Genomic DNA, 26,190 nt, shown 5'->3' with positions numbered 1-26,190 from the left:
AATGTACGCTCGAAATTCCTCGTTTGAAGATTACGGGCGTACATGAAACAGGAAAGGAGCAAAACCATGAAAAGAATTGGATTTTTGACAAGTGGTGGAGATTGCCAGAGCTTGAACGCAACAATGAGGGGCGTTGCCAAGACATTATATGAAAACTGCCCGGATGTAGAGATCTATGGTATTTTGGAAGGCTACAAGGGTCTGATCTATGGCAACTATCGCAAGATGGAACCAAAAGATTTCTCCGGTATTTTGACGGAGGGTGGCACGATCATTGGCACATCGCGTCAGCCATTTAAGAAAATGCGCACTCCGGATGAAAATGGTCTGGACAAAGTGGAGGCGATGAAGTCCAATTATAAGAAGTGGAAACTGGATTGTCTTGTTATCTTGGGTGGTAATGGCACACACAAAACAGCAAACCTTTTGCATGAAGAGGGGTGCAATGTAGTTACTCTGCCAAAGACGATTGACAATGATATCTGGGGAACGGACATCACTTTTGGATTCCAAAGCGCAGTGAATATTGCGACAAATGCGATCGATTGTATTCATACGACAGCAGCATCTCATGGAAGAGTGTTTATCGTCGAAGTTATGGGCCACAAAGTTGGATGGCTTACATTGCATGCAGGTATTGCAGGTGGCGCTGATATTATTTTGCTTCCTGAGATCCCATATGATATAGATTCCATCGTAAAGGCCTTAGAGAAGAGAACCAAAGAGGGCAAGCGATTTTCAATCTTGGCGGTAGCGGAAGGATGTATTTCAAAAGAAGAGGCCGAATTGTCCAAGAAAGAGTTTAAGGCGAAACGGAAGAATTCTACGTATCCTTCGGTATCTTATCAGATCGGACATGAGATCGAGGAGAGAACCGGACAGGAAGTACGTATTACGGTACCGGGACATATGCAGCGCGGTGGTGAACCGTGCCCTTATGACCGCGTGTTGTCAACGAGACTGGGCGCTGCGGCAGCCAGATTGATCCTTGATGAGAAGTATGGATATATGGTCGGTATGCGCGATGGCAAAACAGTTCCTGTTCCGCTGGAGGAAGTAGCCGGTAAGCTTAAAATGGTAGATCCAGAGGATCCGCTGATCCAAGAAATTAAAGACATGGGTATCTGTTTTGGAGACAGCCTGTAAAAAAATGGACAGAGATTGTGACGCAAAGGCCTGTGCTAATGCGTTGTCCTTAACATAAGGGGTATTGATTACAGATAGAAAGGCATGGTTGAGGAAATGTCGTATACAGCGTTATATCGAAAGTTTCGTCCGGGGGAGTTTGACGAGGTAAAGGGGCAGGATCATATTGTGACAGCCCTCAGAAATCAGGTTCGGGCGGATCGCATCGGGCATGCTTATCTGTTTTGCGGCACCAGAGGTACCGGTAAGACAACAGTGGCAAAGATTTTGGCAAAGGCAGTCAATTGTGAGCATCCGATAGATGGCAGTCCTTGCGGAGAGTGCGAGATGTGTCGTAAAATAGCGGCGCAGACTTCCATGAATGTCATCGAGATTGATGCTGCCTCCAATAACGGTGTGGGCAATATTCGAGACATTATCGATGAAGTGCAATATTCTCCGTCAGAAGGCAGATTTAAGGTCTATATCATCGACGAGGTGCATATGTTGTCAGCGGGAGCATTTAATGCGCTGCTAAAAACATTAGAGGAGCCTCCGGAATACGTTGTGTTTATTTTGGCAACGACAGAGGCACACAAAATACCGATTACGATCACATCGCGCTGTCAGCAATATAAGTTTAAGCGAATTTCGATCGATACGATAGCAGCAAGATTGCAAGATCTTATGCAGCGTGAACAGATCCCGGCAGAAGATAAGGCACTGCGTTATATTGCTAAAGCTGCGGATGGTTCTATGCGTGATGCGCTTAGCTTATTGGATCAATGCATCGCCTTTAACTTAGGTGAGACGTTGACTTACGATAAAGCACTGGAAGTGCTTGGAGCGGTAGATACAGAGGTGTACAGCCGTTTGTTTCGGCAGATGATAGCAGGGGACGCCGTTGGATGCGTGGAGATCGTTAGTGAAATTTTGATCGATGGGCGCGATCTTACACAGTTTGTCAACGAATATGTGTGGTATCTTCGCGGGTTGATGATGCTTTCTGCATCCGATCAAGGAGAGGACATGCTGGATGTTTCGACAGAGCGTTTAGCGCAGATGAAAGAAGAGGCGACGCTTGCGGATACGGAAACATTGATCCGTTATATACGTATATTATCGGATCTGTCCGGCAATTTGCGTTTCGCATCGCAAAAACGTGTTCTGACAGAGGTTGCGATGATCAAATTGTGTAAGCCGCAGATGGATACCGAGCAGGATATTACGACGTTAAAAGATCGTATTGCAAATATTGAGGCACAGCTGGAAAAAGGTATTGTTGCAGCACCGCAGCAGACGCAAAGTGTCCCGGAAACGGTACAGGCGGCGGATGAGAAGACTGCTTCGACACCAAAGATCATGCCAAAGGCAATTGGAGAAGATGTTAAAGCGGTGCTTGGCAGATGGAGAGACGTCAGTGCTATGTGTGATCCGGTCATGCGCAATATGCTTGACCAGTGCAGACCGGTGCCGGATGATGATCGACTGGTACTTCAGTTCACAGATCCGTTGAATGAGGAATATTTTACGCAGAAAGATGGAGATGCTCTGGAGCAGTTAAAACGGATCATTGGTTCTTTGATCCAAAAAGAGGTTGTGATCTTGACCCGCACGGTGGATGCGCAGACGGACGCTATGTATCCGGACGTGATGGAGCTGATTCAGTTTGACGGAATCGAGATTCAGTAGTAGGATCTAATGAAATGGATGAATGCGATAAACTTCGCAGTGAAAATATAGTATTTGCGGCGATGCGCTTGCAAGTAGAAAGGAATGGAGAATTATTATGGCAAAAAGAGGTGGATTTCCGGGTGGAATGCCTGGCAATATGAACAATTTGATGAAACAGGCACAGCGTATGCAGCGCCAGATGGAAGAAAAGTCCAAAGAGATGGGCGAAAAAGAGTGGGAAGCAACGGCAGGCGGTGGAGCTGTTACTGTAAAAGTTTCCGGCAAAAAGGAAATTTTGTCTGTAAAATTGGATGAAGAAGTAGTGGATCCGGATGACATTGAAATGTTAGAAGATTTGATCGTGGCAGCTACCAATGAGGCATTGCGCAAAGTAGAAGATGAAAATGCAGCGATGATGCAGCAGTTGACCGGTGGTCTTGGTGGGTTGTTCTAAGGACAGATTTTGTATTGGACAGTCCTATGCCTACGGACTGTGGGGAATGGAGGTTTCCTATGGATGTGTATAGTTCTCAGATTACAAATCTGGTGGAACAATTATCTCACTTGCCGGGAATCGGCGCAAAATCTGCACAAAGACTAGCGTTTCACATATTGAACATGACGGAAGAACAGGTGGCAGGGCTGTCAGGGGCTATGATGTCGGCAAAGAAAAATGTGCATTACTGCAAAGAATGCTGTACATATACAGATGGCGAAATCTGTCCGATCTGTGCAAATCCGAAAAGAAATCACCGGCAGATCATGGTTGTGGAAAATACGAGAGACCTGGCAGCATACGAAAAGACCGGCAAATTTGACGGCGTGTACCATGTGCTTCATGGAGCGATTTCTCCGATGGCAGGAGTTGGCCCGGATGATATTCGTTTATCCGAGTTGATGGTGCGTTTGCAAAAAGATGTTGATGAAGTTATTGTTGCTACCAATAAGAATCTCGAGGGTGATACCACGGCAACGTATATCAGCAAATTGGTCAAGCCGCTTGGCATCAAAGTCAGCCGCATTGCCAGTGGTGTGCCTGCAGGTGGAGATTTGGAATATATTGATGAGGTTACTTTGTATCGCGCACTAGAGGGTCGCACGGACATGTGAGATCCTGTTGCAGCAAGGCTTGCCGGATCCCTTTGCTGATGAAGGTGGCAAGTGAGACAACTGTTGACAAATGTGTTGTCTGTAAGATTAAGTTACGGTTTTGACAGTTGATGGTATTTACGATCCCTGTGATATGGATGTCGCCGACAGCGGGGAGCTGTTTGCTGACACCGATACCGGGAAAGAGAGCACCATCGCCTAGAGTGACCGTGCCTATGTGTTCTTTAGCTCCAAGGGCAGCATCAATAGCGATGATATATGGATCATCGAACGAACGATAAATGTCTTGTAAGGTTGCTTTTAAGTTGACAGCATGGACCGGGGAATGCAGAGAACCATAGACATAATACTTTTTTGGAAATGCAGAGTATGTCGTCAGCAAGTTCCAAAGAGAGCGTGAAGATTTCGGGACAGTACGAGGGTACTGTCCTTTTTTGCATGAAAAACGGGTTTTGCTATTGCGCTTGTCTGCAAAAGATTGTCTCCTGTCAGTGGGGAACGGATGCAGCAACTCGTGTCCCACAAATGGGCCAAGAGAATCGCCGGTGGCGCGATCGGAACCAATGCAGACTAAGATGATGGGACGCGAGACGGTGTGGATCTGCTGCAGTCGTTCCGTCAAGCTGTCCGTAAAATTGGACATAGAGAGAGGAGTTATCGGGTTGAAATATTGAAGCTGCTGCTTCGAAGATGTCATCATAATCATAGTAACCTTTCTGTAGGATTAGCATGTGAGGCGGAAACGTGATGCTGTGAATGTGCTGCACGATCTGCACGGTTGTCGCGATGTGGTGCTTCATGGCGTCACATAACGTCACATAACTGCTGTCAGTATCTCCAAGAGGCTGTCGGTTCATACCTGTTCGTCGAAGGATGTTGTCAGAAAGAGGCTGTCGGTTCATATCTGTTCGTCGAAAGATGTTGTCAGAAAGGGGCGTTTGCACCTCTGTTTCGACAAAGTGTGCACGGGAGAGCGTGTTACAATGCTTTTCGGTAATAGAGAACAGGTGAATGAAAGGTTGAGGTGTGATATGGAGCAGGGCAGCAAAAACAGAGAAAAAAACGTGTATGAATATGAAACCTATCCGGAAAATATAAAGCAGATTGGGGAGACCGGCGGGGCAAGAAGAATTTATATTGAAGATTATGTGCTGACAGATATCCGCAAGATCTTTTTAGAAAAACAGGAAGAGTCCATTATTGTATTTTTGGGAAGAGAGGGTATCAAGGAGGCAAAAGACGGCTTGTTTTTATATGGCTGCATAGAGGTGGAACTTGATCCCGAGACAGGAGCCCTTGGGGATGCACAGTGGGACAAGTTATACGAGGACATACATAAATATTTCGCCGGTGCAAAAGTGCTTGGCTGGGGTCTTGGCGTTGGTATGTGGAACAGTAAAGTGGACAAGCAGGTTCGTCATATTCAGGAAGAACAATTTGGAGAAATGAGCAGGATCTTATTCTTGGCAGACTTATCCGAAAAAGAAGAAAAAGTCTTTTTTTATGAAGATGGAGCATTTGAAGAGCTGAGCGGTTATTATATTTATTTTGCCAAAAATCCACAAATGCAGGAATATATGCTGCGGGAGCAGAAAGAGATCAGTGGGGAAGCAGACTATGAGGATGAGGTCACGGATGCGATCCGCAGTACGATCCGGCAAAAGAAAACCAGACAGGAACGCATGCAGATGGTTGCGTGGAGCGCAGGTGTCATTTTGTTTTTTATGGTATTGATGGGAGCGAATCTTCTTATGAAAAGTCTTTCCAAGATACAGGCCATGGAAGAATCTATTCAGACGTTATCCGGCTATGTAACGGCACAGGAACAGAATAACCGCGAGTTCGTTGTATCGGATGCACTGCGTGATAAGGAAACGGCTGAGCTGCAGAGCACACAGAGTACCGAGGCGCCAAAGCAGTCTGTGGAGCCGCAGAGCAGAGAAGCATCACAGCAGTCCTTAGAGACATCGAAGCATACTGTCGCAGTGAAACCTACTGCTACTCCTGCACAGGAAGTAAAAACACAGACCGCCGCAAGACAGAAGGCGACAGCTCGGTCAGGCTCCAAAGCGACAACAGCGCCGGAGCGGTCGGTGGCAGCATCAGTTACAGGTGGTTCGCAGATGGAAAGCTATATAGTCCGCAAGGGTGATACGCTTAGTCAGATCGTATGGCGGCAGTATCATTCGTTTGACCTGTTAGATCGGGTCAAGAATACCAACCGGATCAAAAATAGTGATGAGATCTATATTGGACAGTGTATTTTATTGCCCGAACCGTAAAAATCAGTTATACTATATCTGAAAGCAATAATATATAGAAGATATGGGGAATTATAATGGAAACTTTAGCAGGAAGAGCCAGAGATGTTCAGGTGGTAACGAAACGTCGTCAAGAGATCAAAAGGACGATTTTTTTGAGTATCGCCTGTATTCTATTGGTGGCAGTGATATTAGCAGCGGTTATTTATTTTTACGTCAATCATCAATATAGCAGTTACGAAGTGAAAAATACGATCGCACTAAAAAAAAGCAGTGGTATGAAATGTAGTGCCTATCAAAATGGGGTGCTTCGCTACAGCAGAGACGGAGCGGCAGCAGTAGATCGTGATGGAAATGAAATGTGGAATGGAAGTTATGATATGGAGAATCCTGCATTAGATATTTGCGAGGAATATGCAGTTGTAGCAGATATACAGGGGAAGTCCTTATATGTGTACAATGGAAGTGACAGCGGGACGAAGCTGACGACAGACTATCCGATCTTGCAGGCGTGCGTCTCCAAACAGGGCGTAGTAGCTGTATTGTTAGAAGATCAGTCATCTAATGTGATCCAGGTATACAATCCGTATGATGACAATAAAAAGCTTCTCGTGGAAATCCCGACCAACGTAGAAGAAGGCTACCCGGTTTCGATCGATCTGTCACCGGACGGTACGGGCGTGATCTGTGCAAGCATCTGTGTGACCAGTGGCGCAGTTAAGAGTCAGGTGGCATTTTACGATTTTACAGACGTGGGCAAAAATACGAACTGCCTGGTTGGTGCGCAGGAGTATAAGGACCGCATTGTCGCAGAGGTGAAATATTTGGATGAAGATCATGCTGCGCTTTTCAGCGAAAAAGGTTTCAGCCTTTGGAAGAATATGAAGAAGCCAAAACAGGTATTCAAAAAAGATTGGAACCGAGAGATACTGAGTGCTTTTTATGATGACCGTTATATCGGAGTGATTGCCGCCGGCAGCAAGAAAGGCAGTGGACGGATGTATCTGTTTAACACGTCGGGCGGTAAAGTATTTGAACGTCAGGTTACCACAGAATTTACAAATGTTACGATGGCAGACAAAGAAATATATATGGTTACAACAGAAGGATGTAAGATCTACCGAAAGAACGGTGTGGAGAAATGGGACTGCAAGCTGTCAAAACAGGCAGATGGCTTGTTTCCGGCTAAGGGAACGCGCAACTATTTTCTACTGCAAGAAGGCAAGCTTCAATGGATCCATCTAAAAAACAGATCATCGCAAAATAACAAGAAAAAATAATGCAAAGGGTATTGACAAGTTTTGGTGACGTCGTTATACTAATTGAGTGTGCTTTTTTGCGCCCTTTTTTGGCGTGCAGGCGATAGCCCATTGTCTATTCTAATAGTGATACGGAAGAGACGATGAATAAAAGTACCACAATTTGGAAATATTGAATAAAACACGCAGGAGGTGAAATTAATGCCAACATTTAACCAGTTAGTAAGAAAAGGAAGAAAGGTTTCTACCAAGAAGTCTAACTCCCCAGCACTTCAGTACACTTACAACTCTCTGAACAAGAAGACGGTAGCACAGAGCTCCCCTCAGAAGAGAGGTGTTTGTACCGCTGTTCGTACTGCTACACCTAAGAAGCCTAACTCAGCTCTTCGTAAAACAGCCAGAGTTCGTCTTTCAAACGGTATTGAGGTAACAAGCTACATTCCAGGTGAGGGACATAACCTTCAGGAGCATAGCGTTGTGCTTATCCGTGGTGGTAGAGTAAAGGATTTGCCAGGTACCAGATATCATATCGTTCGTGGTACATTGGATACAGCAGGTGTTGCCAACAGAAAGCAGGCCCGTTCTAAATACGGTGCTAAGAAGCCTAAGAAATAATTCACTAATTTGGGGAAGTGCCGGATTAATTTTCACTGATTAACCTGGTGCGGACACTAAACAATTGTGAGTACCGATGAATTAATATTAGAGAATACGTTTGAAGCAGTGTCGGCTGTTAGTATTCGCTAAATCATGTTAAGGAGGGAAGTAACGTGCCACGTAAAGGACATATACAGAAAAGAGATGTATTAGCAGATCCTGTTTACAACAACAAGGTTGTGACAAAGCTTATCAACAACATCATGTTGGATGGTAAGAAGGGTGTTGCTCAGAAAATCGTTTATGGCGCATTCGAGCAGGTAGCAGAGAAGTCTGGTAAAGACGCTATCGAAGTGTTCGAAGAGGCAATGAACAACATTATGCCACAGTTGGAGGTTAAGGCTAGACGTATCGGTGGAGCTACCTATCAGGTACCTATCGAGGTTCGCCCTGACAGAAGACAGGCGTTAGCTCTTCGCTGGTTGACATTCTTCTCACGTAAGAGAGGCGAGAAGACCATGAAGGAGAGACTTGCAAACGAAATTCTTGATGCTGCAAACAATACTGGTGCAGCAGTAAAGAGAAAAGAAGACATGCACAAGATGGCAGAAGCAAACAAGGCATTTGCTCATTACAGATGGTAATAAGATCGCTGCTTAGCGGATCTGGTATCATTTTTGTGTACTAATATAGGAGGTAATAGTCTTGGCTGGAAGAGAATATCCACTTGATAGAACAAGAAACATTGGTATCATGGCTCATATCGATGCTGGTAAGACAACGCTTACAGAGCGTATCTTATTCTATACCGGTGTAAACTACAAGATTGGTGAAACTCATGACGGTGCGTCCACAATGGACTGGATGGAGCAGGAGAAAGAAAGAGGTATCACAATCACCTCTGCTGCTACAACATGTCACTGGACACTTGAGGATCATCATAAGAAGAAACCTGGTGCATTAGAGCATCGTATCAACATCATTGATACACCGGGTCACGTGGACTTTACTGTAGAGGTAGAGCGTTCCTTACGTGTACTTGATGGTGCAGTTGGTGTATTTGATGCGAAAGCAGGCGTTGAGCCTCAGTCTGAGAACGTATGGCGTCAGGCTGACACATACAATGTACCACGTATGGCATTTATCAACAAAATGGACAAGATGGGTGCAGACTTCTTCATGTCTGTGCAGACAATCATTGATCGTTTGGGCAAGAATGCAATCCCTGTTCAGATTCCGATCGGTAAGGAAGATGACTTCATCGGATTGATTGACTTGTTCGAGATGGATGCATATTACTATAAGGATGACAAGGGCGAGGACATCGAGATCACAGAGATCCCGGATGATTTGAAAGACCTTGCTGATGAATGGCATAGCAACCTCGTAGAAAAGATCTGTGAGTTGGATGACGACTTATTAGAGAAATATCTTGAGGGTGAAGAGCCATCTATCGATGAAATGAAAAAAGCACTTCGTAAGGGCACGATCGCTTGTGAGGCAGTTCCTGTATATTGCGGTTCTGCATACAAGAATAAGGGTGTTCAGAAGCTGCTCGATGGTGTTGTTGAGTATATGCCGGCACCAACAGATATCCCTGATATCACTGGTACAGATGAAGAGGGTAACGAAGTTGTTCGTAAGTCTTCTGATGATGAACCATTTGCAGCACTTGCATTCAAGATCATGACTGACCCATTCGTTGGTAAGCTTGCATTCTTCCGTGTATATTCCGGTACATTGAACTCCGGTTCTTATGTATTGAATGCTACAAAGCAGAAGAAAGAGCGTGTTGGTCGTATCGTACAGATGCATGCTAACAGCCGCAGCGAGATCGACAAAGTTTACTCTGGAGATATCGCAGCAGCAGTAGGATTTAAGCTCACTACAACAGGTGATACTATCTGTGATGAGCAGCATCCGGTAATCTTAGAGTCCATGGAATTCCCTGAGCCGGTTATCGAGCTTGCTATCGAGCCTAAGACAAAGAATGATCAGGGTAAGATGGGTGAGGCACTTGCTAAATTGGCAGAAGAGGATCCTACATTCCGTGCACATACAGATCAGGAAACAGGTCAGACAATCATCGCTGGTATGGGCGAGCTTCACTTGGAAGTTATCGTAGATCGTCTGCTTCGTGAGTTTAATGTAGAGGCTAATGTAGGTGCTCCACAGGTAGCTTACAAAGAGACATTCACGACTGCAGTTGACATTGACAGCAAGTATGCTAAGCAGTCCGGTGGTCGTGGTCAGTATGGTCACTGTAAAGTTAAGTTTGAGCCTATGGATCCAAATGGTGAGGAAACATTCAAGTTCGAGTCTACTGTTGTCGGTGGTGCTATTCCTAAGGAATACATCCCAGCAATCGGCGAAGGTATCGAGGAAGCAGCTCAGGCTGGTATCCTTGGTGGATTCCCTGTACTCGGTGTACATGCAAATGTATGGGATGGTTCTTACCATGAGGTCGATTCTTCTGAGATGGCATTCCACATCGCTGGTTCTATGGCGTTCAAGGATGCTATGAAGAAGGGTAATCCGGTTCTGTTAGAGCCTATCATGAAGGTTGAAGTAACAATGCCTGAGGAGTACATGGGCGATGTTATTGGAAGCTTGAATGCTAAGCGTGGACAGATCGAGGGAATGGACGACATCGGTGGTGGTAAGATTGTTAGAGCATTCGTACCATTGGCTGAGATGTTCGGTTATTCTACAGAGCTTCGTTCCAGTACACAGGGTCGTGGTAACTACTCCATGTTCTTCGAGAAGTACCAGCAGTGTCCTAAGAACGTACAGGAAAAAGTTCTTGCAAATAAGGCAAACGACTAATTTTTTGTCGAAAAATGTTATCATATGAATGTAAATTCATAAAATATAGAAATCACAGGGCATTATTGCAGAAAAATACTTGAAAAAACAAGCGTTATAGCCTATAATAGTGCCCATAGCGTGATTTTGCGCAAACCGTATGACGCATAGGGCGTCGAGGAATTAAAGGAGGATTTTTAGAAATGGCTAAAGAAAAGTTTGAGAGAACCAAACCCCATTGTAACATTGGTACCATCGGTCACGTAGATCATGGTAAAACAACACTTACTGCAGCAATCACAAAGGTTCTTGCTGCTAGAGTTGCTGGTAACGAGGCTGAGAACTTTGAGGATATTGATAAGGCTCCAGAAGAGAGAGAGCGTGGTATCACAATTTCTACTGCTCACGTAGAGTATCAGACAGAGAAGAGACATTACGCACACGTTGACTGCCCAGGCCATGCTGACTATGTAAAGAACATGATCACTGGTGCTGCTCAGATGGATGGTGCTATCCTTGTAGTAGCTGCAACTGATGGTGTTATGGCTCAGACAAAGGAGCATATCCTTTTGTCTCGTCAGGTAAACGTTCCTTATATCGTAGTATTCTTGAATAAGTGCGATATGGTTGATGATGAAGAGCTTATCGAGCTTGTAGAGATGGAAGTAACTGAGAACCTTGAAGAGTATGGTTTCGAAGGCTGCCCAATCATTAAGGGTTCTGCTTTGAAGGCTCTTGAAGATCCTAACGGCGAGTGGGGAGACAAGATCATGGAACTTATGGATGCTGTTGACAGCTTCATTCCAGATCCACAGCGTGCAGTAGATCAGCCATTCTTGATGCCTATCGAGGACATCTTCACAATTACCGGTCGTGGTACTGTAGCAACTGGTCGTGTAGAGCGTGGTGTTCTTCATGTAAATGAGGAAGTTGAAATCGTTGGTATTAAGGAAGAGACAACTAAGACTACTGTAACAGGTATCGAGATGTTCCGTAAGCTTCTTGATGAGGCTCAGGCTGGTGATAACATCGGTGCTCTTCTTCGTGGTATCAAGAGAGAGGATGTTGAGCGTGGACAGGTATTAACAGCTCCTGGAACTGTTACTTGCCATACAAAATTCACAGCTCAGGTTTATGTTCTTACTAAGGACGAGGGTGGACGTCATACTCCATTCTTCAACAACTATCGTCCACAGTTCTACTTCAGAACAACAGACGTAACTGGTGTATGTAACCTTCCAGAGGGAACAGAGATGTGCATGCCTGGTGATAACGTAGAGATGACAATCGAGTTGATTCATCCAATCGCTATGGAGCAGGGTCTTAACTTCGCTATCCGTGAGGGTGGACGTACAGTAGGATCAGGTGCTGTTGCAACAATCATCGAGTAATCTTTTGACGTTAAGTCGATCGAACTATAAACAATAACAAAATGTCTGGTGCAAGTTTGCTTGCATCCAGACATTTTTTTACTTTATAGGGAAATGCACGTAACGTAGAGGGAAGCCAACAAGAATTGCCTTAGCAATTCTTGCAAAGCAAAGCGCTGGCCTTGCTTTTTTATTGAAATACTATGCGGACTTTGATTTCTTCGAGTATAAGGCGGATGAAGAAATGGATATCGAAAAAAATAGTGAAATGTGTGTATACATTGCAGAATTCCTATAGAAAATTTGTGGAAAAATATAAAATTGTTATTCTAAAATATAACAATAGTAACAAAATCAAAAAACAGAAACTTAATTTATTGACAATTATGCATAAAAGAGTATAATAAAAAACATAGAAAATTCACAAACAAAGTTGAGGAGGATATTACAATGAGAATTTCTAAAGTAGCAAAGAAATCCATGGCAGTAGCTATGGCAATGGCAGTAGCAGTTGGTTCTGTAGCAGTAGCACCTACAAAGGATGCTAGCGCAGCAAAGGCAAAATCCAAGAAAGTAAATGCTAGAGTTTACTTCGCAGGTAATGCAAAAGGTACTGATTGTCTTTGGATTGCTGGTGACGGCAAGACCGCTAAGGCTGTATCTAAGAATGTAACTCTTAAGAAGGGTAAGAAGACAAAAGTTACTCTTACAATTAAGAAACCTGCTAAATACAAAGTAGGCAGCAAGAGCAAGAAGTTAAAGAAAGTTACAGGAGCTACTGTATGTACAGTAGATTTAGTAAATGTTCTTGGCTCTTTCAAGAAAGTAAAATGCTCTGGTATCACAGTTAAGGCTGATGGTAAGAAAGTAAAAGTTAAGAAAGTATATCAGGGATCTTTCGAGAAGAACAAACCTGCTAGCAAGAACAACTGGAGATTATCTTTCTACAACAAGTGGGGTAATCAGGGTGACAACTCTAAGACAAACAATGCTAAAGCATTTGCATTCAAGAAGAAGCTTACGATCTCTTTCACAGTTGTTGCTAAATAATTAAAGTAACATCATTGTCTTATGGGGTCTGTTGCATTTATTAATGTGGCAGACCTTTTTTTGTATTATAGGATTAAGGTGTCAAAAGGTCTAAATTTCCCGGCAGGCTGCTAAGTTACAGAGCAGCATGAAGATATTGATTTGGGATAAGTTAAGGAGGATAAGTATGGTAAAGCATATTATTTTGTGGCAGTTAAAAGAGATGGATGAGGAAGAAAAGCAGACGGTGAAGAAGGGGATCAAGGCTGGATTGGAAAGCCTTCAGGGAAAAATTCCGGGACTTTTGTCGATTCATGTGCAGACGGAAGGTCTGCCATCGTCAAATGCAGATATCATGTTAGACAGTTCGTTTGAAAATGCAGATGCATTGAAGGGCTATGCAACGCATCCTGAGCATGTTAAGATCGCAGATGGTAATGTAAGACCATACACGCAGAATCGTGTCTGCATGGATTACGAGGTGTAGGCTATTGCACCCATTCGCGGATTCTGTTATAGTTATATGGTGGTTTTTACATAAGCGAACTTGCAGGAAGGAATGGAGGATATTATGAAGGAATTAAAGCCGATCAAAGAGGGCAAAGTAAGAGAAATTTATGACAATGGAGACAGCTTGATCATGGTTGCAACAGACCGCATTAGCTGCTTTGATGTCATTCTTAACAATGAGGTGACCAAGAAAGGTACTGTTTTGACACAGATGTCAAAATTCTGGTTCGATTTGACAGAAGATATTTTGCCAAATCATATGATTTCAGTTGATGTAAAAGATATGCCGGAGTTTTTTCAACAGGATAAATTTGACGGAAACAGCATGTTATGTCGTAAGTTAGAAATGTTGCCGATCGAATGCATTGTTCGTGGTTATATTACCGGAAGTGGATGGGCAAGCTATCAGGAGAACGGAACCGTATGTGGCATTAAATTGCCGGAAGGATTGAAAGAATCCGACAAACTGCCGGAACCGATCTATACGCCATCTACTAAGGCGGAAATTGGCGATCATGATGAAAATATTTCTTATGAGCAGAGCGTTACGCATTTGGAGAAATATTTCCCTGGTAAAGGAGAAGAGTATGCTGCAAAGCTTCGTGATTATACGATCGCCTTGTACAAAAAATGCGCAGAGTATGCCCTGAGCAAAGGTATTATTATTGCAGATACAAAGTTTGAATTTGGTTTAGATGAAGATGGTAACATTGTACTTGGTGATGAGATGCTGACACCGGATAGTTCCCGTTTCTGGCCGGCAGAAGGATATGAGCCGGGTCATGGTCAGCCATCGTTTGATAAGCAGTTTGCCAGAGATTGGCTTAAAGCAAATGATGGGCATGATTGGACTTTGCCGAAGGATATTGTCGATAAAACAATTGACAAATATTTACAGGCATATGAGCTTCTCACCGGAGAGAAACTATAATATAAAAGTACTTGCCAAATTGCTGTGAGTCGTATAAAATACGACTAAGCAGATATAACTGCAGGATTAGAGAATAGAATAGATCTAGAAACTCTTGCAAAAGGGGAGTAGTTGCATATCGTTTTGGATATGTTACAGGACTTCGTCAATACGGTCGTGAGACCCGGAGCCTGTGGAACGTGAAACGTTGAACGAGACTTTTTGTGTGCTATTTTGGTACACAAGAAGTCTCGTTTTTTCGTTAATCGCAAATTGTTTAATCGTAAATTGTCTGTTGGCAATTGCTATTGCGCAGCGAGAGATCATCAAGAATTGCTGCGGTAATTCTTGATGAGTAAAGCACTCCGCGGGCATATGGTTAGTGGCTGCCGGCGGGAAAGGAATGGGTGATCATGATGAAGGCATATTATCAAATGAAAAAAGAAGATGTACTGCGCAATCTGGGGGCATCAGAATGTGGATGGACATCTGCAGAGGCGGAGCAAAGGCTGGTTCAAACCGGACCAAATGCATTAGCAGAGGGAGAACAAAAGAGTGTAGTTAAGATTTTTGTGGAGCAGTTTGCAGACCTGTTAGTCTGGATATTAATGATCGCAGCAGGTATATCATTATTTTCGGGCGATGTTGAGAGCGCAATTGTTATTTTTGCGGTGCTGATATTAAATGCGGTGCTTGGTACCGTTCAAAGCGTCAAAGCCGAAAAGTCTCTGAAAGCACTAAAATCGCTCTCTTCACCGCATGCACATGTTTTGCGGGATGGCAAGAAATGTGCAATCCTTTCTACACAGGTAGTTCCCGGGGATGTTTTGCTGCTGGAGGCAGGAGATATGGTCGCTGCGGACGCACGAATACTGTGCAATCACTCGTTGCAGGTTAATGAGAGTGCATTGACCGGAGAATCAACGAATGTTGATAAACAGGATATAGAAATAACCGAGGAAACCCCTCTTGCTGACCGTGTGAATATGGTATATTCAGGTACACTTGTTACGTATGGCAGAGCCGAGGCCTTGGTAACTGCGACGGCAATGGATACAGAGATGGGCAAGATTGCCGGATTGATGAATCAAACTAAGAGTGTCAAAACACCACTACAACGCAGCATGGATGATTTTAGCAGAAAGCTGGCGGTGCTCATTATGGTAATCTGCTTGTTGGTATTTGGAATGCAGTGGTATCAAGGCAATGGACTGCTGCCAGCGCTGTTATTTGCAGTGGCACTTGCAGTGGCCGCAATTCCGGAGGCGTTAAGCTCTATTGTGACGATCGTTCAGGCAATGGGAACGCAGAAAATGGCGGTGCAGGGTGCGATCATTAAAAAATTATCAGCTGTTGAGAGCCTTGGTTGTGTCTCAGTAATATGTTCTGATAAGACAGGAACTTTGACACAAAATAAGATGACAGTGACGAAATTGTATCTCGATAAACATTGCGTGGATCCGCAGGAGCTGACGGGTGACTCCTTAGTGCAGAAGGCATTTTTATACAATGCGGTCTTAAATAATGATGCTGTATTGACAGAAGGAAAACAGCTTGGTGACCCTACAGAGTCCTGTTTACTTGTGTTGGCACAGAATTTGACAGATACGAAACAGCTTCGCAATACTATGCAGCGTTTAGAGGAAATTCCCTTTGACTCAGACCGCAAATTGATGAGTACCAAATATCTCGGAATAGAAGAAGAGCAATCTGATGTTGTGTATACGAAAGGCGCAGTAGATGTATTATTAGATCGTACGACCCACATTCTGACATCAAAGGGAATGCAGCCGATCACGGAGGAAGATAAGCGAATGATCCTGCGGCAAAATCAGCAGTTTTCGGAACAGGGGCTCAGAGTGTTAGCTTTTGGCCAGCGATCTGTTGCAAAAGACCAGCACCTGACACTGGATCAGGAAAGGGATCTTACCTTTATAGGACTTGCGGCAATGATCGATCCACCGCGTGAGGAATCTGCGAAGGCGGTAGAGGATGCTAAGCGTGCAGGAATCCGTACAGTTATGATCACCGGAGACCATAAGGTGACGGCGACGGCCATTGCAAAACAGTTGGGGATTTTTAGCGAGGGGGATATTGCGGTTACGGGACAGGAACTGGATGCGATGTCTGAGGAAGAACATTTGCAGCAATTGGAGAAGATTGCGGTCTATGCAAGAGTATCACCGGAAAATAAAATTCGCATCGTTGACGCATGGCAGCAAAAGGGAAGGATCACGGCGATGACGGGAGATGGTGTTAATGACGCGCCCGCGCTTAAAAAAGCGGATATCGGCGTGGCAATGGGGATTACAGGGACAGAGGTGTCCAAAGATGCAGCAGCGATGATCTTGACAGATGATAACTTTGCCACAATTATCAAGGCCGTATGCAATGGAAGAAATGTATATCGTAATATCAAAAATGCAATTCAGTTTTTGCTGTCAGGTAACATGGCAGGAATCTTAGCTGTATTGTATTGTTGTGTGGCAGGGCTGCCGGCACCTTTTGCAGCTGTACATCTATTGTTTATCAATCTGTTGACAGATTCCCTTCCTGCCTTAGCTATCGGCATGGAATCGGTTGATGAACGGTTGTTGCAGGATGCGCCGCGGGATCCATCGGATAAATTATTGAATAGCTCCTTTATTCGCAATATGTTGATCTATGGAAGTATGATCGCAGCGGTTACTATTACGGCTTTCTACTTAGGCGATCCGGTGCATAATGTTCAGACAGCAATGACGATGGCGTTTGCAACATTAACGTTAGCACGATTGTTTCATGGGTTCAATCTGCGCAGTAAATACTCGCTGGTACGGATCGGATTGTGCAGCAACCGATGGAGCCTTGCAGCATTTGGTGTTGGAGTCCTGCTATTGGCATTGGTACTGTGTATACCGGCCGCAAGAAGTGCATTCGCAGCATCGTCTCTGACAGGGGCGCAGACAGCAAGTGTGGCTGTATTAGCAGGACTTCCAACAATTATTATACAGGGATTCCGTATTTTACGGGAGCAGCTGTCCGGTACCGACCGGTGATTATAAATAGCTGCGAAGATCTTCGCGGAGAGTATCTTCGATAGACATGAGGCGTCGACACAGATCTTTGGCTGCGTGACTGGCATCCGGATAGTCATTTAGACAGCGCTGTAATGCGTTGATGCCCATGTCACAGCCATCTGTGATCAAATTTGCTACCGTTGCATCACTTTGTTCTAATGTCAGTTTCATATTGGTTTTCGCCCATGCCATTCCTTTTGCGACTGGACTTGGCTCCTTGGTATTGCCGTGATAGTGCGCTAATTCGGAGTGAATGTCATTTCCGAGTTTGGCGTGGTGCTGTTTGGTGTCTAACAACAGATTTTTTAAGGCGCTGTCCTGTGTGCGGTCCAGCACTTCGTCAATGGCGGATACTGCCATTTTGCTTCCGGCATCACATTCCTGTAAAAGTCGTATTGTATCAAACTCTTTGCTGTTTGTTTCCATGGATATCGTCCTCCTTTTGGTGTTACGTTTACATTACTGCAAAGTTAGCTGTTTCCAAATTTTTTCCCGGCAAAAATTTCTATGTTAGTATTTCCCAATGATTGTAAAATATGTTATACTATCATTATATATTTCAATGTGCTGTAAATTCTGGAAAACTATTGCAGTATGGCAAAACACTGTGCAATGAATCAAGGGATTCAGATTATATTTTTGGGGGAGAAGCATATGAAGGAAGAGGAGAAGGAAGCATTTGACAATGCTTACCATCGTGCAAGGCGATTTGTGTACAAAAACGCCCGACCACTGGAGCTGGCTAAGTGGCAGTACCACTTTGAGGATGGCAGTCGTGAGGCGGTTTTGGATACACTTGCCTGTTACCAAAATACGGATGGTGGGTTTGGCTACGGATTGGAGCCGGACTATTGGAATCCGCATTCATCACCGTCACAGACCTATGAGGCAACAGAGATCATCTGGGAAATCGGAATGGAGCGCGAAGATGCAGATCATCCGGTCATTCAGGGGATTTTGGAATATTTGAGCAGTGGCAAAGAGTTTGAAGATAATAGTTGGGCGCATACGATCGATACGAACAACAATTACCCACATGCGGACTGGTGGCACTATCCATATGCTTCATGGTGGGAGGACACTCCGGCTAATCGTTTTTCGACGGATTACAATCCAACGGCAGGCCTGGCAGGATTTATTCTGTATTTTGAGGATCCGGATACGGATTTTTATGATCTGGCTAAGGAAGTGGCGACGGAGGCGATCAATCAGTTTTTAATGATCAAAGATTGTAAAGAGATGCATGTGGTCGCTTGTTTTTGCAGACTTTATGATTATATTGCAGAGGCAGGATTAGAAGCGGAGTTTCCAATGGAACCGTTTGAAAAGCGCTTAAAGGAAGTTGTATTTCAAACGATCACGCAGGATGTCAATTTATACATTACAATGTGGGATGTCAATATTTGCCGTCCATCGACTTTTTTGCGTGCCAAAGACAGTATGTATTATGAAATGAACAAAAATATTGCAGAGTTTGAATTGGAATTTATCGCCAAAACACAGCTGGGAGACGGTTCGTGGGAAGTGACTTGGGAGTGGGGGAAAAGTTATCCTGCCGCTTGGGGAGTTGCTAAGAACTGGTGGAAGAGCAAGATCGCCATACAGAATCTTCTGTATTGGAGCGGTATGATGGACAGCGAGGAATAAAATAACAGACTGAAGGAGAATGAAACATTATGGCAAAGATAATTTTAACCGGAGATCGCCCGACAGGACGTTTACATGTAGGACATTATGTTGGCTCATTGCGCCGGCGCGTGGAGTTACAAAATTCCGGTGAATACGATAAAATATTTATTATGATCGCAGATGCACAGGCACTTACGGATAACTTTGAGAATCCGGAGAAGGTGCGCCAGAATATTATAGAAGTGGCATTGGATTATTTGTCTTGCGGGCTTGATCCAACGAAATCGACATTGTTTATCCAGTCGCAGATTTCAGAATTATGTGAGCTTACTTTTTATTACATGGATCTGGTTACGGTGTCTCGATTGCAGCGCAATCCTACAGTAAAATCAGAGATTAAGATGCGTGACTTTGAGACGAGCATTCCGGTGGGATTCTTCACGTATCCAATTAGTCAGGCAGCTGATATTACCGCTTTTAAGGCAACGACAGTGCCGGTTGGAGAGGACCAGCTCCCAATGATAGAACAGACAAGGGAAATCGTTCGTAAGTTCAATGGTATTTATGATGAAGTTTTGGTAGAACCTGAGGTGCTGTTGCCGGACAATGCGGCTTGTATGCGTCTGCCGGGCATAGATGGCAAGCAAAAGATGAGTAAATCATTAGGTAACTGTATTTATTTGTCGGATACGGAAGAAGATGTACGTGCTAAGATTATGGAAATGTACACGGATCCACTTCATATTAAGGTGTCTGATCCGGGACATATAGAGGGTAATACGGTGTTTACGTATCTGGATGCGTTTAGCAGACCGGAGCATTTTGAAGAATACATGCCGGATTATGCAAATCTGGATGAATTAAAAGAACATTACCGGAAAGGCGGACTTGGCGATGTCAAGATCAAACGTTTCTTAAATAACGTTATGCAGGAGGAGTTGTCTCCGATCCGTGCACGAAGAGCTGAGTTTGAGAAAGATATTCCGGAAGTTTACAACATCCTTAAGAAGGGAAGTGATGTTGCAAGAGAAACGGCAGCTCAGACATTATCTGAGGTCAAAAGAGCGATGAAGATCGATTATTTTGAGGATCAGGATCTGATCCGCACACAGAGCGAACGTTATGCACAAAAATAGCGGTTGCTTTGGATTTACAATTTTACAGATATATGCTACAATATACACTATAATATATGTTACAGTATAGAGTACGGGAGGCGTATGACAATGAGGATTCAAGATTTTTGCGATATGGTTAAATTCGAAGAAATTATGAACAATTGGGCGAAGAGTACAGGTTTGGCGACAGTAGCAGTTGGCGCCGATGGAAAGTATATTAGCGAATGTTATAATTTCACGGAATTTTGTATTGATCTGACAAGAGGCAGCGAAGAAGGACGTCGTCGTTGTGAGAAGTGTGACCGTGAAGGTGAGGGTGTCTATGAGTGCCATGCCGGTCTGATGGATTTCGGCATCCCTATCACGTTGAATGACGGCACCGTTCTTGGAAATGTGGTCGGAGGTCAGATATTACCGGAGAATCCGGATGATGACAAGTTCCGCAGTGTTGCCAGAGAGCTTGGTATTAATGAAGATGCTTATATTGAGGCTTTGCATAAAGTTGGTGTTAAGTCTAAAGAGCAGATCAAAGCGTCTGCACAGTTGCTGGGGGACGTGATCAACATGTATGTACGTGCCTGCTATCAAGAGTATCAGAATAATCAGATGCTGGAACGCTTGAAAGTTGGCATTGCGAAGGCGGCTGAAGAGATCAGTGAGGCGAATGAGAGTACATCAAAGATTGTTGGATTCAGCAAGAAGCAGAATATGCTCGCATTGAATGCATCCATTGAATCAGCTCGTGCCGGTGAGAGCGGACGTGGTTTCGCTGTGGTAGCTTCTGAGGTTCAGAAGCTGGCAGAGGGAATGGCAAGCGTGAGCAAGGAGATTACGTTCAAGCTTGCGCAGTTGACAGAGACTGTCAATGAGTTAAATGATTAATTTTTTGCATAAAATTCCGGTTTTTGCGGAATTTTCATAATATGGCTATGACGAAGAGAAGTAGCAGGAGAATCGCTTGCAGAGAGTGGGGGATGGTGTGAACCCCATAGAAGGAATCCTAGTGAATAACACTTTATCAGCCGCAATCTGAACGTGAGACATTCATTAGTAGGTGCGCCGCAGCTGTGCGACAAACAGAAAGGTTATTATGACCGTAGAGAGACTGTAGAACAGTAATTCGGGTGGTACCGCGGACAATACGTTCGTCCTGAACAAGTGTGTTTGGGGCGGACTTTTTTTTGCTTTATAGGAAACTTCTCGTTTCCTATAAAGTAAAAAACGCTCCGCGAGGATGCGCATCTCGCGGAGAAGAAGTTAGCTGTAAACAGCACCGCTCGAGCGCGAAAGAGTCGCAAGCGACTCTTTGTTCTTTTACGAATAAGAACTCCTCAGTTCTTATTTGAAAGTACATTTCATCTTGAAGGAGGATATTATGAGGACTAATACGAACAATATTTACCGCGACAAAATAATGAGCGACATAACGGAACAGGATGTTGGAAGCAATCTGAAAATTGCAGGTTGGGTAGAAAACATTCGTGATCACGGTGGTGTATCTTTTATTGATCTGCGTGATATGTATGGTGTAATGCAGGTTGTTATGCGCGATACTTCTTTGTTGGACGGTATCAACAAAGAGGATTGCATCAGTGTAGAGGGCGAGATTGAACATCGTGACGAGGAGACGTACAACCCGAAGATCCCGACCGGAACGATTGAATTAGAGGCACATCATGTAGACATTCTTGGCAAGGTGTATCGTCAACTTCCGTTTGAAATCGCAACTTCGAAAGAGACGAGAGAGGATGTTCGTTTGAAATATCGTTATTTGGATCTTAGAAATATCAAAGTGCGCGATAATATGATCTTCCGTTCCAAAGTCATCAGTTATCTCCGCGAGAAGATGACGGAAATGGGATTTTTGGAGATCCAGACACCAATCTTGTGTGCATCTTCTCCAGAAGGCGCACGTGATTATATCGTGCCTTCTCGTAAGTTTAAGGGTAAATTCTATGCGTTGCCGCAGGCACCGCAGCAGTATAAGCAGTTGTTAATGGTATCGGGATTTGATAAATATTTCCAGATTGCACCATGTTTCCGTGATGAGGACGCAAGAGCAGACCGTTCACCCGGAGAGTTTTATCAGCTTGATTTTGAAATGAGTTTTGCAACACAGGAAGATGTATTCCGCGTTGGTGAGGAAGTGTTGAGTGCTACTTTTGAAAAATTTGCACCAGAGGGAGCAGAAGTGACTCAGGCACCATATCCGATCATAAGCTATAAGCAGGCGATGCTGGAGTTTGGTACCGACAAGCCGGATCTGCGTAACCCGCTCCGCATTGTGGATGTCACTGACTTTTTCCAGAGATGTACGTTTAAGCCGTTCCACGGTAAGACAGTTCGTGCCATCAATGTACATGCGAAGTTGTCTAAGGGACAACATGAGAAACTTTTGAAATTTGCGCAGTCTATCGGTATGGGCGGCCTTGGTTATTTGGAAGTGAAAGAAGATATGACCTATAAGGGACCAATCGATAAGTTTATTCCGGATGATATGAAGACAGAGATCGCTGAGATCGCAGGACTTCAGACAGGGGATACGATCTTCTTTATTGCGGACAGAGAAGAGCTGGCAGCGTTATATGCAGGACAGATTCGTACAGAACTTGGAAACCGCCTGGATCTGTTGGAGAAAAATGCATATCGTTTCTGCTATGTTAATGACTTCCCAATGTATGAGTACGACAGAGAGCTGAAGCAGTATATTTTTACGCATAACCCATTCTCTATGCCACAGGGCGGTTTAGAAGCGTTGGAGACAAAAGATCCATCAGAGATTTTGGCATATCAGTATGATATTGTATGTAACGGAATCGAGTTATCTTCCGGTGCAGTGCGTAATCACGATATGAAGATCATGGTAAAAGCGTTCGAGATCGCAGGTTATACGGAAGAGGATCTCAAGGAGAAGTTTGGCGCATTGTATAATGCTTTCCAGTTCGGTGCACCGCCACATGCAGGAATGGCACCGGGTGTTGACCGCATGATCATGCTTCTTCGCAATGAGGAGAATATTCGTGAGATCATTCCGTTCCCAATGAATGGTAACGCACAGGATCTTATGTGTGGTGCTCCCGGAGAGGTGACCGAACAGCAGCTCCGAGAGGTCCATATTAAGGTTAGACAGTAATATTTATAACTCAAACTTCCTATACCGGAAGTTATTGCCCGAACCACATATTGCTTATTATGTCGGCAATAAACAAAAAATTTTGCAACCAACAAACTAAATTGTTCTGTCATCCGAGAACTAAGATAATTGCCGCAGAACGCAACGTTTTTCGTTGATTTCTTATTTTGTTAAGTCTCTGATGAATACATGCCCGAAGGATTGTCTGAGATGTCCCGGTTTAGCAAGGCATCATCCATTTTTGGACGGGACGCTTTCGCTACGATGCGCTACGTCACGTTACTTAATGTCTCTGAAATACGAGACATAAGTAACGACGAGCGCAAAGTCCCTTTCAAAAATGATGAATACCTTGCTTCCGGGACTTCGAGTTTCCGAAGGGCATGTAAATCAATCATCAGAGACAACAAAATCTAGAAATCACCAAAAACGAAAATGCGGCAAGGCAATTACTATAGTTCTCGGATGGCAGAAACCACTCTATGGTGGCTGCAAAATGCAATATAGTCATTGACATAATAAGCAATATGTGGTCGTGGCGAATTTGCGGTATGGGAAGTATGAGTTTATGAGTTAAAGGAAAGGGAAGGATTGAATGAACACGGGCAACCATCGTGGATGGGATGGAAATACTTTGAAGTGGATCGCCTTATTGTCGATGCTTATCGATCATATCGGAGTGATTTATTTATCGTATGGCAGCCATGCACTGTTGTCAGTGTATTCGCTTAGCCGCTATATAGGGCGGCTTTCATTTCCTTTATTTTGTTTTTTGTTGGTGGAAGGATTTTATCATACAGGTAATTTGCGCAAGTACGTTCAAAGAATGCTTGGATTTGCCTTTTTGGCGGAGATACCATATGATTTGGCAATTTATGGAAAGATTGTTAAGCTGGATGGACAGAACGTATTATTTACGTTTGTAATCGGATTGTTGGTCATGTGGATGCTCACCAAAGTAGAACTTTGGAGCATTCCGATGTACGGAATCGTATTATTCGGCTGCGCTGCAGCATATTTGCTGCGGGTGGATTACTCGTGGTATGGCATTTTGCTGATTGTAGTATTCTATGTCTTTCATGACCAAAAAACAAAAAGGAATCTGGCAGCTGCAGTGCTGCTTTTTTGGCAGCCGGCTTCGCTGGTAGCACTTTTGTGTATACAGTGGTATAATGGCGAACGAGGCAGAGGAAATCGCACAGTTTTTTACTGGTTTTATCCGGTGCATTTGTTGATTTTATATGTATTACAGTATATATTGATGCCTGCAAGAATGGGGTTCTGATTGGAAAAACCTGCAGAGCAGAAGAAAGGTATGGCTATTGCGATGAAATATTATTATCCTGATTATTTTGATGATTTTGAATGTGTTCCGGGACATGAGTGCCCGGATAGCTGCTGTATTCGCTGGCAGATCGTTGTGGATCCGGATACATTAAAGAAGTATCGGCATGTACAAGGACCGTTAGGAAAACGTATGGCAGAAAAGATTGATTTTTCAACAGGACGTATTTGTCCGCATGGAGAGGATAATCGTTGTGAATTTTTAAATGAGGACAATTTATGTGACATTGTATTAGAACTCGGCGAAAATGCGCTATGTGAGACATGCCATACACATCCGCGCCACGAGGAAGTATATCCAAATGTGCGGGAACGCTCGTTAGCCATGACGTGTCCGATCGCATGCAAACAACTGCTGGAGCGTAAAGAGCCGGTAAACATTGATTGTTATGAAGTGCATGCCCGCAAAGAGTGGGATCCGTTTTTTGATCACAAACTGTTTGCAGAATTGGTGCCGACCAGAGACACATTATTATCAATAGCACAAGATCGTAAATTCAGCATGAACCAGCGAATGGTAATGATACTTGGAATGGCACACGATGTGGAGAGTCGGATCCATCATCGTGCCGAACGTAAGCACACTTCTTTTCCATTGAAAAATCTTCCTTTTTTTCCGGATTTTACAGATCGGGAGAAACATCAACTGCGCAAGATCCGTAAAGCATATTGTGAGGATACTGCCTATGAAAAGATAGAAAAAAGGCTTGATGAGATTATTTATGATGAAAAATATTTTAGACAGGAAAATGAGGAGCCGGTGTCAACGATCATGACAGATATGCTTTTTGCGTTGAGTACGATGGAAGCACTGAATCCTGAATGGCCGCCGCTTTTACAGAGTATATTAAATATCAGGGAAGAAATGTCTCGAGAAGAGTCCAGAGGCCGTATGGCAGAATATACGGAGCAGGAAGATGAGATCGAGTTAGAGCAGATGCTGGTTTATTTCCTATATGTGTACTGCTGCACCAGTGCATACGATGAACAACTGCTTGCTAAATGCAAAATGGCTGTAGTGAATGTTCTGATCATTCGTGAGCTTTGGTTTATGCGCTGGATGGAAAATGATGATATGCTTACGATCGATGAAAAAGCAGAGCTGGCGCACTGGTATGTTCGCGAGATTGAAAATTCGGATGAAAATATGGAACAATGGGACAGTTTGATGCAGCGCAGTCCGCGTTTCGCGATCAAAAAGATCTTAAAAGTGTTAAGACGTGGAGATATATTAAAGCAAACACACTAACAGGGGGA

The 26,190-nt window shown here is 43.9% G+C and carries 22 protein-coding genes; 20 read left to right on the top strand and 2 right to left on the bottom strand.

The genetic code is table 11. The features are described from left to right. The first annotated feature begins 66 nt into the window (after positions 1-66). From ACSAJE_RS07165 to recR, 4 genes are all read left to right on the top strand, one after another. On the top strand, positions 67-1,146 hold the full coding sequence (locus tag ACSAJE_RS07165; RefSeq protein ID WP_458008671.1) for a 6-phosphofructokinase: 1,080 nt from the start codon (positions 67-69) through the stop codon (positions 1,144-1,146). 96 nt (positions 1,147-1,242) lie between these two features. Next, a complete protein-coding gene (dnaX, locus tag ACSAJE_RS07160; protein ID WP_458010054.1) occupies positions 1,243-2,817 on the top strand; it encodes a DNA polymerase III subunit gamma/tau in 1,575 nt (524 codons plus the stop codon). A gap of 97 nt (positions 2,818-2,914) precedes the next feature. Further along, positions 2,915-3,253, top strand: coding sequence for a YbaB/EbfC family nucleoid-associated protein (locus ACSAJE_RS07155; RefSeq protein WP_022025767.1), 339 nt, complete (start codon positions 2,915-2,917; stop codon positions 3,251-3,253). 59 nt (positions 3,254-3,312) lie between these two features. After that, complete coding sequence (recR, locus tag ACSAJE_RS07150) at positions 3,313-3,909, top strand: recombination mediator RecR (protein ID WP_022025766.1); 597 nt, start codon at positions 3,313-3,315, stop codon at positions 3,907-3,909. Here recR and yyaC read toward each other — a convergent pair. Further along, positions 3,869-4,615: a spore protease YyaC gene (gene yyaC, locus ACSAJE_RS07145; RefSeq protein ID WP_458008670.1), complete on the bottom strand. Its 747-nt coding sequence runs from the start codon at positions 4,613-4,615 to the stop codon at positions 3,869-3,871. The genes recR and yyaC overlap by 41 nt on opposite strands. A 325-nt stretch (positions 4,616-4,940) precedes the next feature. On the opposite strand from yyaC, the gene ACSAJE_RS07140 reads away from it, so the two are divergent. The 10 genes from ACSAJE_RS07140 (at position 4,941) to ACSAJE_RS07095 (ending at position 17,688) form a co-directional block, all read left to right on the top strand. Then, entirely contained in the window at positions 4,941-6,191 is a 1,251-nt protein-coding gene (locus tag ACSAJE_RS07140) for a LysM peptidoglycan-binding domain-containing protein (RefSeq protein WP_458008669.1), read from the top strand. Positions 6,192-6,247: 56 nt separating this feature from the next. Beyond that, entirely contained in the window at positions 6,248-7,450 is a 1,203-nt protein-coding gene (locus ACSAJE_RS07135) for a DUF5711 family protein (RefSeq protein WP_458008668.1), read from the top strand. Positions 7,451-7,630: 180 nt separating this feature from the next. Next, on the top strand, positions 7,631-8,044 hold the full coding sequence (gene rpsL / locus ACSAJE_RS07130; protein WP_022024293.1) for a 30S ribosomal protein S12: 414 nt from the start codon (positions 7,631-7,633) through the stop codon (positions 8,042-8,044). A gap of 155 nt (positions 8,045-8,199) precedes the next feature. Continuing rightward, positions 8,200-8,670, top strand: coding sequence for a 30S ribosomal protein S7 (rpsG, locus tag ACSAJE_RS07125; protein ID WP_022024292.1), 471 nt, complete (start codon positions 8,200-8,202; stop codon positions 8,668-8,670). A 61-nt stretch (positions 8,671-8,731) separates the two neighbouring features. Next, positions 8,732-10,852, top strand: coding sequence for an elongation factor G (gene fusA, locus ACSAJE_RS07120; protein ID WP_458008667.1), 2,121 nt, complete (start codon positions 8,732-8,734; stop codon positions 10,850-10,852). A gap of 182 nt (positions 10,853-11,034) precedes the next feature. Further along, the gene (tuf, locus tag ACSAJE_RS07115; RefSeq protein ID WP_118691272.1) at positions 11,035-12,222 is read left to right on the top strand and encodes an elongation factor Tu; all 1,188 of its coding nucleotides are present in this window, start codon (positions 11,035-11,037) and stop codon (positions 12,220-12,222) included. 429 nt (positions 12,223-12,651) lie between these two features. Then, complete coding sequence (locus ACSAJE_RS07110; protein WP_118691271.1) at positions 12,652-13,251, top strand: hypothetical protein; 600 nt, start codon at positions 12,652-12,654, stop codon at positions 13,249-13,251. Positions 13,252-13,417: 166 nt separating this feature from the next. After that, positions 13,418-13,717 (top strand): Dabb family protein, encoded by a 300-nt coding sequence (locus ACSAJE_RS07105; RefSeq protein ID WP_118691270.1) that lies wholly within the window; start codon positions 13,418-13,420, stop codon positions 13,715-13,717. Between the two features lie 84 nt (positions 13,718-13,801). Next, positions 13,802-14,671, top strand: coding sequence for a phosphoribosylaminoimidazolesuccinocarboxamide synthase (locus ACSAJE_RS07100; protein WP_118691283.1), 870 nt, complete (start codon positions 13,802-13,804; stop codon positions 14,669-14,671). A 395-nt stretch (positions 14,672-15,066) separates the two neighbouring features. Then, positions 15,067-17,688, top strand: a complete 2,622-nt coding sequence (locus tag ACSAJE_RS07095) for a cation-translocating P-type ATPase (protein WP_458010053.1) — start codon at positions 15,067-15,069, stop codon at positions 17,686-17,688. On the opposite strand, the gene ACSAJE_RS07090 is transcribed toward ACSAJE_RS07095, so the two are convergent. Beyond that, entirely contained in the window at positions 17,689-18,135 is a 447-nt protein-coding gene (locus ACSAJE_RS07090; RefSeq protein ID WP_458008666.1) for a hypothetical protein, read from the bottom strand. Positions 18,136-18,303: 168 nt separating this feature from the next. Between ACSAJE_RS07090 and ACSAJE_RS07085 the strand changes: the two genes are divergently transcribed. The 6 genes from ACSAJE_RS07085 to fliB all read left to right on the top strand — a co-directional run bounded on the left by ACSAJE_RS07085 (position 18,304) and on the right by fliB (position 26,182). Next, positions 18,304-19,356: a hypothetical protein gene (locus ACSAJE_RS07085; protein WP_458008665.1), complete on the top strand. Its 1,053-nt coding sequence runs from the start codon at positions 18,304-18,306 to the stop codon at positions 19,354-19,356. A 29-nt stretch (positions 19,357-19,385) separates the two neighbouring features. After that, positions 19,386-20,474 carry a tryptophan--tRNA ligase gene (gene trpS / locus ACSAJE_RS07080; protein WP_118507299.1) on the top strand — a complete coding sequence of 363 codons (1,089 nt, stop codon included), beginning with the start codon at positions 19,386-19,388 and terminating at the stop codon, positions 20,472-20,474. Positions 20,475-20,564: 90 nt separating this feature from the next. Next, a complete protein-coding gene (locus ACSAJE_RS07075; protein WP_458008664.1) occupies positions 20,565-21,338 on the top strand; it encodes a PocR ligand-binding domain-containing protein in 774 nt (257 codons plus the stop codon). A 493-nt stretch (positions 21,339-21,831) separates the two neighbouring features. Further along, a complete protein-coding gene (aspS, locus tag ACSAJE_RS07070; RefSeq protein ID WP_458008663.1) occupies positions 21,832-23,589 on the top strand; it encodes an aspartate--tRNA ligase in 1,758 nt (585 codons plus the stop codon). A 595-nt stretch (positions 23,590-24,184) separates the two neighbouring features. Then, positions 24,185-24,874: a TraX family protein gene (locus ACSAJE_RS07065; protein ID WP_118691264.1), complete on the top strand. Its 690-nt coding sequence runs from the start codon at positions 24,185-24,187 to the stop codon at positions 24,872-24,874. Next, positions 24,875-26,182, top strand: a complete 1,308-nt coding sequence (fliB, locus tag ACSAJE_RS07060) for a flagellin lysine-N-methylase (protein ID WP_458010037.1) — start codon at positions 24,875-24,877, stop codon at positions 26,180-26,182. Positions 26,183-26,190 lie beyond the last annotated feature (8 nt).

This window comes from Jutongia sp. SJQ-6 (genome assembly GCF_054161275.1).
Note: the sequence above shows the minus strand (reverse complement) of the source record. Positions and strands in the feature narration are given on the sequence as shown.

Bases quoted from the DNA above. Each gene is read 5' to 3' on its own strand.
- ACSAJE_RS07165 (WP_458008671.1), top strand. From the start codon at position 67: ATGAAAAGAATTGGATTTTTGACAAGTGGTGGAGATTGCCAGAGCTTG.
- dnaX (WP_458010054.1), top strand. From the start codon at position 1,243: ATGTCGTATACAGCGTTATATCGAAAGTTTCGTCCGGGGGAGTTTGAC.
- ACSAJE_RS07155 (WP_022025767.1), top strand. From the start codon at position 2,915: ATGGCAAAAAGAGGTGGATTTCCGGGTGGAATGCCTGGCAATATGAAC.
- recR (WP_022025766.1), top strand. From the start codon at position 3,313: ATGGATGTGTATAGTTCTCAGATTACAAATCTGGTGGAACAATTATCT.
- yyaC (WP_458008670.1), bottom strand. From the start codon at position 4,615: ATGATTATGATGACATCTTCGAAGCAGCAGCTTCAATATTTCAACCCG.
- ACSAJE_RS07140 (WP_458008669.1), top strand. From the start codon at position 4,941: ATGGAGCAGGGCAGCAAAAACAGAGAAAAAAACGTGTATGAATATGAA.
- ACSAJE_RS07135 (WP_458008668.1), top strand. From the start codon at position 6,248: ATGGAAACTTTAGCAGGAAGAGCCAGAGATGTTCAGGTGGTAACGAAA.
- rpsL (WP_022024293.1), top strand. From the start codon at position 7,631: ATGCCAACATTTAACCAGTTAGTAAGAAAAGGAAGAAAGGTTTCTACC.
- tuf (WP_118691272.1), top strand. From the start codon at position 11,035: ATGGCTAAAGAAAAGTTTGAGAGAACCAAACCCCATTGTAACATTGGT.
- ACSAJE_RS07110 (WP_118691271.1), top strand. From the start codon at position 12,652: ATGAGAATTTCTAAAGTAGCAAAGAAATCCATGGCAGTAGCTATGGCA.
- ACSAJE_RS07105 (WP_118691270.1), top strand. From the start codon at position 13,418: ATGGTAAAGCATATTATTTTGTGGCAGTTAAAAGAGATGGATGAGGAA.
- ACSAJE_RS07100 (WP_118691283.1), top strand. From the start codon at position 13,802: ATGAAGGAATTAAAGCCGATCAAAGAGGGCAAAGTAAGAGAAATTTAT.
- ACSAJE_RS07095 (WP_458010053.1), top strand. From the start codon at position 15,067: ATGAAGGCATATTATCAAATGAAAAAAGAAGATGTACTGCGCAATCTG.
- ACSAJE_RS07090 (WP_458008666.1), bottom strand. From the start codon at position 18,135: ATGGAAACAAACAGCAAAGAGTTTGATACAATACGACTTTTACAGGAA.
- ACSAJE_RS07085 (WP_458008665.1), top strand. From the start codon at position 18,304: ATGGCAAAACACTGTGCAATGAATCAAGGGATTCAGATTATATTTTTG.
- trpS (WP_118507299.1), top strand. From the start codon at position 19,386: ATGGCAAAGATAATTTTAACCGGAGATCGCCCGACAGGACGTTTACAT.
- ACSAJE_RS07075 (WP_458008664.1), top strand. From the start codon at position 20,565: ATGAGGATTCAAGATTTTTGCGATATGGTTAAATTCGAAGAAATTATG.
- aspS (WP_458008663.1), top strand. From the start codon at position 21,832: ATGAGGACTAATACGAACAATATTTACCGCGACAAAATAATGAGCGAC.
- ACSAJE_RS07065 (WP_118691264.1), top strand. From the start codon at position 24,185: ATGAACACGGGCAACCATCGTGGATGGGATGGAAATACTTTGAAGTGG.